The organism is Bacteroides coprosuis (assembly GCF_020741705.1).
Lineage (GTDB): Bacteria > Bacteroidota > Bacteroidia > Bacteroidales > Bacteroidaceae > Bacteroides_E > Bacteroides_E coprosuis.
Window position 1 is genome coordinate 1 of sequence record NZ_DYYK01000169.1, and the last position, 8,819, is coordinate 8,819.

Below are 8,819 nucleotides of genomic sequence, written 5' to 3' on the forward strand. Positions count from 1 at the left end.
TCCTATCAATCTTATTCTTATAACAAATTCTTTTTTTAATCAATTCTCAAAGGAAATACAAGTAGGTTACTTTATACACATTATTATATATGCACCCTAAAACCCCCTTTTGAAATGATTTCGAAAAGAGCTCAAGTTTATCGATTTTAAGTTCATTTGCCCAATACCAGAAATAACTTTAACCCTTTGATCGTAATGACATGTCGGTGTCATGATGAATGCATGACACCGACATCGTGTTACGAGCAAAGGGGGCATTCATGGAGAATTACCGATTAAATCTATTATCTAAGAAAGCAAAAGAGTCTTTTGTATTTGACTAACCGATTAAAATTGAAAATAAATAAATGGTTGTATATCACTACTCTTTATCTGAAGTACTAAAAAGATCAGCAATAAAAAGAGAAGGGCCTTTGCTAAGAATGGTAACTTAATAATAAAAACACAAAATCTATTTTCCGATTTTCTTGGTAAGAAGTGTAAGACATAGCCTAGCGCAATCAAAACAAAGACTTTCCAATACCCCATAATTAATTGTGGAAGTAACTCGGGACGGAAAGACTTAAAAATCTGAGTAAGCATATCTACTGCATCAGAAAAATGAGGGTTCCTAAAAAATATCCAAGTGAAACAAATAAAATGGAAAGTTAGAATAACCCCTCCAACTCTTAATAAACCCGAACTTTGGACTCCTTTTTCTCTACCTCGTATCAGCATAATTACTTTATGGAAAGCTAAAGCTAAACCATGCATACCTCCCCATAATACAAAGTTCAATGAAGCTCCATGCCACAGCCCACCTAACAACATTGTTATTAACAAGTTCAGTAACTGCCTAACTTTCCCTTTCCGATTACCTCCTAAAGAAATATAAAGATAGTCTTTCAACCAACTAGACAGTGAGATATGCCAACGCCTCCAAAACTCAGTAATACTACTAGACTGATAAGGAGAATCAAAGTTTATGTTAAACTTAAATCCGAGCAACAAAGCTAAGCCAATAGCCATATCACTATACCCAGAAAAGTCGCAATATATTTGCAGTGCATAACCATACACACCGAATAGATTCTCAACTCCCGAATAAAGAGTAGGATTATCAAAGATACGTTCAACAAAGTTTACGCTAATATAATCTGAAATAACTGCCTTTTTAAACAGCCCACATATAATAAAATACATCCCTCGCCCAAACATCTCCTTGGAGACCAATAGAGGCTTACGTATTTGAGGAATAAAATCCCTAGCCCTAACAATAGGTCCTGCTACTAACTGGGGAAAGAACGAAACATAAAAAGCATAATCCAATAAGCGGTTAAGTGGCTGTATCTTTCCTCTATAGACATCTATCGTATAACTAAGTGATTGAAAAGTAAAAAAAGAAATACCTACTGGTAAGAATATATCAAAGGGTGTGAAATCCGAACCAGAGATTTTAGCAATAATATCTCCAAAGAAATTAGTGTATTTGAAATATACCAGCAAACCTAAGTTTATCATTAAACTTAGTACAACATATATTTTACGTTCTTTTACTAGTTTATGTTCTACAATACATTTAGCCAAAAAGAAATCAGCACAAGTTACAATACCCAATAAAAAGAAGTAAATACCACTGCTTTTATAATAAAAATAATAAGAAAACGCAGTTACAAAAAGGATACGAGCTGTATCTCTCTTTTTAAGAGCATAATAGATGATAATAAAACCTAAAAACAACCATAAAAAAACTCCGCTACTAAATATCATAGGAGCTTTAGGGTCGTAAGTAAGCACATCTGCTAGTCTATTAAAATCTAAATCAAAGGATAATATATTCATTATAGGCTTTTATTATAGCTTCACAAAATAAGTCTGCCTGCAACTCATACCCTTCTGGTAAATAATGAATATGATCAGGTCTTAATAATTTAGCTTTACTCCAATTGTCACAAGCGAATTGAGAACCACCCACTACAGTAAACAAATCCCAATAGGCCATTTTCTTATCCATGGCATAATTTTTAATGATTTGTACAGCTTTATCAGTCCGTGGATTTATTTTATAAACTCTCCTACCCTTTCTTTCATACGAACCTGGAGGAGTAGTTAATATAATAGGTATATCTGGTAGTAAAGCTCTGATTTCGTGTACCAACTCATCTAGTTGGCGATAATGAATATTAGGATCATATCGCCTATTATGGCTTTCATTAGTACCAAAAGATAAGATTAATAAATCGGGCTGAAATTCTTTAATTCTATCTAAGCGATCGGGACGATTAAAAGATCGAGCAACAGCTCCATTAATACCAAAATCATCATACCATAAAGAGGAAAAATAAGAACTTAACTTTCTAGCAATACTTTCAGTAAAAAAATGCCCTCTTATATGGCTATCCCCTACATGCAGCACTCTAACACTATCTTTTAAAACACCTTCTCTACTCAACCTTAGTTTATAAAAAAAGGATTCTAGAGAATGCTTACTATCAATAATACGATTTTCAGACAGTCCTTTAAAAAGACTAGGAATTGATGCCTTAAAATCTGATAAATCGAGAGGTTGTGCCCAATTAGTCATGGGAAGTATTGGAGCTGGAGAACGATGCATTGGAGGATGTAAAGGGAATGCATCCTGAGCTTGGATAGAGAAAACCATTCCAAACAAGGCTAAAATAATGATGTGTATTTTACTGACCCGCATATACCTCTCCTTTCTCAAAATCTGACTTACCTCTTTTAATAGATTCAAACAATTTCTTAGCCAAGAAACGTCCCCCTCTAAAATTGATATGCGTATAATCAAAATTAGCTTTTGCGGGTTCATCATGAACTAAATCATACATACTGCTTTCTCCACCCATAGCCTCAAACATATTCCAAAAAGCTATTTTATTATCTTTTGCTATCTGTCTCTGTATTTTTAAAAAGTATTTTATTTCAGGCATCGTCTGATAAGTTCCATCATCTGCTTTGTAATCTCTATCACCCACACTTAATAAAAGTATTCCTGCTTGAGGGAAACACTCTTTCAAGTAGGATATTACTTTATTCATTCTTACTCTATAATAATTGTAATCATATACCTTCTTAGAAACGACATTGAGTCCATATTGAAGCACGATTAAATTATAAGGACGTAAAGTATTGAATTCTTGAATATTCTTTCGAGGGATACTTTGTAGAGAATAACCTGAACTACCTCTTAAGGAGAAGTTGTCGAGAATAACACCATCTTTACCATCCATAGCAGTACCATAAAAAACGGAAGTAGAATCAGATAGTATTGTCCATTTCACTCTCCCAATAGAACCCTGTACAACTACAGATTGTAACTCTTGAGAACCTTCAATATAAAACGGCTCTTGTACTCCTCCATTTATCTGAGATGTAAGAGTTAATGGATATTTATTAGAGAAAAAGATAGATGCTACTTGGCAAGTATCTAAATGTGTTCCATATCTTTTTTGACCCTTCATCTGCACAAAAGCGCTTTTTTCGGGAATAAAATAATGACCTGAAACACCTTGATATTTATTTTTAAAAGAAGATGTATCTGTTACCGAGTAGCTACTCCAACCTTGAAAATTATGTATAACAGTAGGACGAAACCCATTTGTTTCCGAAGTAATTGGAACAAAACCAACACCACTTCCACCATATTCAGACTGAAGACAAGCACGCAAATCTCCAGTTAAAATATCAGCTTCAATGAATGAATCTCCAAACACAGCAATTCTAGCATACTCTTCAGATTCTTTTATTGCATTGAGAGCTTCGTAAAATGGGGACATACCACAACCTGAAACATCAGAATAATCTACTATATGAGTGATACCTTCTTCATCAGTATCTTCATCAACCCACTTCTCATTTGCAAAAATACGCTTAACTACTTTAGTAGTATCCACTAAGGTATTTATATTTATTTGTGTTGAGTCTTTATTTATATCTAATGAATCTATCTCAGGGACTGAATCTACATCTACTAACAAATCTGGAATTTCAACAAAGGGAAGCTCTTCTTTAATAGGCTTCCTAACATCAGCTAATATATCAATTACACGAAGATTATAACCTGCTACAGTTATTTGTGGAAGTTTGTTAAGAGCTAATAAAGCACCCACAATAACAACTGTCAATAACAAGGTATATATTAAATAATTTTTCATTTCTCTTTATATCAAAATGTTGCAAAGATAAGGAAATCATATATACATGAAGGGGAGAACACTCATAATTTTGAGTATTCTCCCCTCCTATTTAACAATACAACTATGCTAATTAAATGTATTGTTCTACATTCCAAACGAAAGCCCTTAGTCCTAATTGCTCTCTAGATTCATCCATACGCTTTAGCACTGTTAATAAAGGCTCAACTCTATCATCCTCTACCATTGCTAAAATAGCTGAACACATAGCAGGCCAAGCATGACTGCCAAAATGAGGCTCTCCTGTTTCAGATCCACGTCCTTTGACCTGATCCCAATATGTAAATCCTCTACAGTTCAATCTATCTAGTGCAGCCACTACACGTTCATAATGCGCCTGATCAAATGTTATCAAAACAGATTTCATTTCTATTCTTTTTTTATAATACACACGGTATTATTATTTGTTAGATATTCCTTTAAAAAATTCTTTCATTTCACTATTCTCATTAACTTTCCGTCTTTGGTGTTTTATACCTGTCCCTGCAAAAATACAATAGAGTGTAGGTATTAATAATAAAGTAAGCACAGTTGAAACCGTAAGCCCACCAATTACAGCTACTGCCATAGGACGCCACATTTCAGAACCTTGACCTGTACTAATAGCCATAGGAACCATCCCTAAAATAGTAGTAGCTGTAGTCATTAATACTGGACGAAGACGACTCTTTCCTGATGTTATTACCGAATTAATTACAGACATCCCTCTTTCTCTACAAAGAGTTATATAATCTATCAACACAATACCATTTTTTACTACAATACCAATCAACATAATAGCACCAAGCAAACTCATGACACTGAGTGTACTACGAGTCATAAACAAAGCCATTAATACTCCGCTAAAGGCAAAGGGTAATGAAAACATAATAATAAATGGATAAGTTAATGATTCAAACTGAGCGGCCATAACAATAAACACTAATATAATTATAAGCAAGGCTAAGACACTAAGATCTCTAAAAGACTCCTGCTGATCTTCAAAAGAACCTGCTATCTGAATGTTTATACCTTGTGGTATATCCATCTGACGAATTACTTGATTTCCGCTTTGAACAACTTCACCCAATGCTGCACCTGATATAGTAGCAGAAACGGTAACTATACGTTCTCTATTTTTTCTTTCAATAGTGGGTGGTGCAAACTTTTCAACAACTTTGCCTACATCCTTCACTCGAACAGGTTCTCCCTGATTATTGTAGATTAGTATTTCTTCAATGTTAGTCAAACTAGTACGAAACTCAGGAGCATACCTCACTTTTATATCATATTCGTCACCATCTTCACGATATTTAGATGCGATTGCACCATTTACTCGATTACGAAGATATGTACCAGCTGTAGATAAATTAAGACCATGTACTGCTAGTTTTTCACGATCAAATTCTACCTGATATTCTGGTTGATAATCGCTTCTACTAATTAACACTTCAGAGACTCCTTTCACCTCTAATAATCTACGTTTTAAGTCGGCGGCAACACTATCCGTTTTAGCCATATCGTAACCATAGATTTCAAAATCGGCCGAAGCTTGACCAGCAATACCTGTATTACTTCCCCCAAGAATAACCTGTGATTTACTAAATTCTGGATAATGTTTTAAATCCTCACGCATTAAATCACAAACCTCTTCCAAAGATCTTTGACGATCTCCAGGATTTTGAAGACGAATATTAAATGAAACGATATGAGATCCATTATCTTGCATCGAAGCAAAAGTATTATCACTATCAGCTTGGCCTACAGTATAATTACAAACAATAATCTCTTCTTTGTATTTCTGCATCCATTCATTAGTTAACTTCTGCGAAATCTCTTGTGCTACTTCTTTACGCGTACCAATAGGCAGCTCTAATTTTACCGCAATACGAGCATTGTCTTGTGCAGGGAAAAACTCTGTACTAATCCCCTTAATACAGAATAAGCTCACCACAAAAAAAGCGATACACAATAAAACAATTATAGTACGATGTCTTACTGCCCAATTCAATGTTTTAGCATATACTACATCTAATCCATCTAGCACTTTTTCAATTGGAGTAAAAAATAGCTTATAAATCTTCGAAGAAGAGTTTTCTCTTTTCAATAATTGAGAACAAAGCATAGGTGTCAAGGAAAGAGCGGCTAATGTAGATATAAACATAATAGCACACATCATCCAACCCAACTGTCTAAACATCACCCCTGTAATACCACTAACCATCGTTAATGGAAAAAACACAGCAATCATAGTCAATGTAGATGCAATAACAGATATAGCTACTTCATTTGTTCCATGAACAGCAGCTTGTTTGGGTTCAGAGCCTCTTTCAATATGAGTCGTGACATTCTCAAGAACCACAATCGCATCATCCACCACCATTCCTATCGCAATAGAAAGTGATGAGAGTGAAATAATATTAAGGGTATTTCCTGATATTGCTAAATAAATAAAGGATGCAATCAAGGATAGTGGTATCGTTATACAAATAATTAATGTAGCTCTCCATCTTCCTAAGAACACAAACACCACAATAACCACGAATATTAAAGCATAGAATACCGTTTCTGTTAAACTGTTTATAGTATTTAATATATTTTCAGAAGTATCCACGATAATTCCCAACTTCACATCTGTGGGTAAAGTCTCTTGAAGTCGAGGCATTGCATCTAATACAGCTTTTGATATATTTACAGAGTTTGCACCTGATTGTTTTTGAACAATAATCATAGCACCCTGCTTACCATTATTATAAGCTTCTTGAGATCTTTCTTCTACTGTATCAACAACTTTCGCTACATCCCTTAGATAAATATTAGCACCCTTATGGCTCCCTATTACAATATCATTCAACTGTGAAGCATCCGTGAACTCTCCTTCAACACGTAAGGAGAAAGTTTCGTTACCAATATCAAAATTACCACCGGGTATGTTTTTGTTCTCAGCACCGATAACAGCACTGATCGCCTCTATCGTCAAATTATAAGCTTCTAACTTTCCTGGATCACAATAAACTTGTAACTCTCTCTTGGGAGCACCACTAATAGACACTGTACCAACACCTGGTATCCTAGCTAACGGATTCACCACATTGTCATCTAATATTTTATATAGAGCAGATTGACTCTCTTCTGCCTGCACTGACAACACAACGATAGGAATCATATCTGTACTAAACTTAAATATGATCGGAGTTTCTGAATCATCAGGAAGATATGAAGTAATCATATCTAGTTTGTCACGTACGTCATTTGTCAAGACATCAATGTCATATCCATATTCAAATTCCAAAGTAATAATGGACATATTCTCCGAAGATCTCGAAGAAATATGCTTTAAATTACTCACTGAATTCAATGTATTCTCTAATGGTCTCGTTACATTATTCTCAATATCCGAAGCACTTGCACCAGGATAGGCAGTCATAACCATAATGGTATTTGTATCAATATCTGGATACAAATCGACAGGCAGTTTGGATAAAGAAAAGAGACCAAATATCACTACTGCTAAAAAACAGAGTGAGGTCATAATCGGCTTTTTAACCGAACCTTCGTATAAACTCATAATTAGTCTTTATTTCTATTTTGTACTTCTATTCTTGGGCAAGCTGAACTTCAACTCCATTGAATATTCTACTCTGACCTGCAATAACTACTTGAGAATTATTTTCCACGCCTGATAATAATTCGTATTCATCTCCCATTCGGCGTCCCAACTCTACCTTGTTGTAAGAAACCTTTCCATCTTTATAGACGAACACATACCGATCTCCTGAACCAGATTGTTTGACTATGGCTAAATCAGGGACAACCACATGATCTTTTGTTCCATAATTTAAAATTGCTCTTGCAAACATTCCTGGACGCACTTTTTGATTCGTATTATTTAGTTTAACTTCTACAATAAAAGTACGAGTTATGGGGTCTATTGTAGGATAAACTAATGATATAGTACCTTTAAAAAGTTCATCAGGATATACGTCAAGCTTAATATCAACAGATGCACCTTTTTCTACTTTGGAATAAAAAGACTCTGATACATTAATAAATAGTTTTACTGGATTTATCTGTTCAACAACTAAAACAGGTGTTGACCCATTGTACAAATCACCATTATCATAGTTTCTAGCAGAAACAACTCCATTAATTGGACTTACTAGTGAAGTGTTTTCCAATAAATTACTGAAAGATGTCTGACTCACATCTAGTGTAGTTTTTGCAGCATCCCATTCTGATTTTGAAACACCACCTACCTTATATAATTCATCAATTCGATTAAATTCAGTTTTTTGATTTTCTAGCTGAAGTTCCAACTGTTTTAAATTAGCTGCATCCATCTGCACTAACTTCTGTCCTTTTCTTACTTGATCTCCTACTTCAACATATATTTTATCGATACGAATAGGACTTTGGGGAGCAATATTATTTTTGATTTCTGGTTCAATAGTACCAGTATATTCATGAATCTGTGCTACAGGACGAGACGATACTTGAGCTATCTTAACGATAGGAGACTCATTAACTTGTGAACTTTGTTCAGAAGTCTCTTTATTATTACTTCCACAAGAAGTCAATACCAAAAGCGATAAAAGAGCTAATGGTTGAAGAAATATTTTTAAATTATACATATGTATCTTTATTTTA

Annotated in this window: 6 protein-coding genes; all 6 read right to left on the reverse strand. The window is 34.4% G+C overall.

Annotated elements, in window-relative coordinates:
- Window positions 1-327: 327 nt before the first annotated feature.
- The 6 genes from K8V80_RS10080 to K8V80_RS10105 all read right to left on the reverse strand — a co-directional run bounded on the left by K8V80_RS10080 (window position 328) and on the right by K8V80_RS10105 (window position 8,803).
- A complete protein-coding gene (locus K8V80_RS10080) occupies window positions 328-1,815 on the reverse strand; it encodes an MBOAT family O-acyltransferase (protein ID WP_172633429.1) in 1,488 nt (495 codons plus the stop codon).
- Window positions 1,802-2,686 carry an SGNH/GDSL hydrolase family protein gene (locus K8V80_RS10085; protein WP_006743581.1) on the reverse strand — a complete coding sequence of 295 codons (885 nt, stop codon included), beginning with the start codon at window positions 2,684-2,686 and terminating at the stop codon, window positions 1,802-1,804. Before K8V80_RS10085 ends, K8V80_RS10080 begins: the two co-directional genes overlap by 14 nt.
- The gene (locus tag K8V80_RS10090) at window positions 2,673-4,154 is read right to left on the reverse strand and encodes a hypothetical protein (RefSeq protein ID WP_276777626.1); all 1,482 of its coding nucleotides are present in this window, start codon (window positions 4,152-4,154) and stop codon (window positions 2,673-2,675) included. Before K8V80_RS10090 ends, K8V80_RS10085 begins: the two co-directional genes overlap by 14 nt.
- Before the next feature lie 112 nt (window positions 4,155-4,266).
- Window positions 4,267-4,560 carry a PG0541 family transporter-associated protein gene (locus K8V80_RS10095; protein ID WP_006743583.1) on the reverse strand — a complete coding sequence of 98 codons (294 nt, stop codon included), beginning with the start codon at window positions 4,558-4,560 and terminating at the stop codon, window positions 4,267-4,269.
- A gap of 33 nt (window positions 4,561-4,593) precedes the next feature.
- Window positions 4,594-7,740 carry an efflux RND transporter permease subunit gene (locus tag K8V80_RS10100; RefSeq protein ID WP_276777630.1) on the reverse strand — a complete coding sequence of 1,049 codons (3,147 nt, stop codon included), beginning with the start codon at window positions 7,738-7,740 and terminating at the stop codon, window positions 4,594-4,596.
- A gap of 28 nt (window positions 7,741-7,768) precedes the next feature.
- Complete coding sequence (locus K8V80_RS10105) at window positions 7,769-8,803, reverse strand: efflux RND transporter periplasmic adaptor subunit (protein WP_276777632.1); 1,035 nt, start codon at window positions 8,801-8,803, stop codon at window positions 7,769-7,771.
- Between the last annotated feature and the right edge of the window lie 16 nt (window positions 8,804-8,819).

What these genes read in the sequence shown, in the direction of transcription:
- K8V80_RS10085 (WP_006743581.1), bottom strand. Translation starts at nt 2,686, where the DNA reads ATGCGGGTCAGTAAAATACACATCATTATTTTAGCCTTGTTTGGAATG.
- K8V80_RS10105 (WP_276777632.1), bottom strand. Translation starts at nt 8,803, where the DNA reads ATGTATAATTTAAAAATATTTCTTCAACCATTAGCTCTTTTATCGCTT.
- K8V80_RS10100 (WP_276777630.1), bottom strand. Translation starts at nt 7,740, where the DNA reads ATGAGTTTATACGAAGGTTCGGTTAAAAAGCCGATTATGACCTCACTC.
- K8V80_RS10090 (WP_276777626.1), bottom strand. Translation starts at nt 4,154, where the DNA reads ATGAAAAATTATTTAATATATACCTTGTTATTGACAGTTGTTATTGTG.
- K8V80_RS10095 (WP_006743583.1), bottom strand. Translation starts at nt 4,560, where the DNA reads ATGAAATCTGTTTTGATAACATTTGATCAGGCGCATTATGAACGTGTA.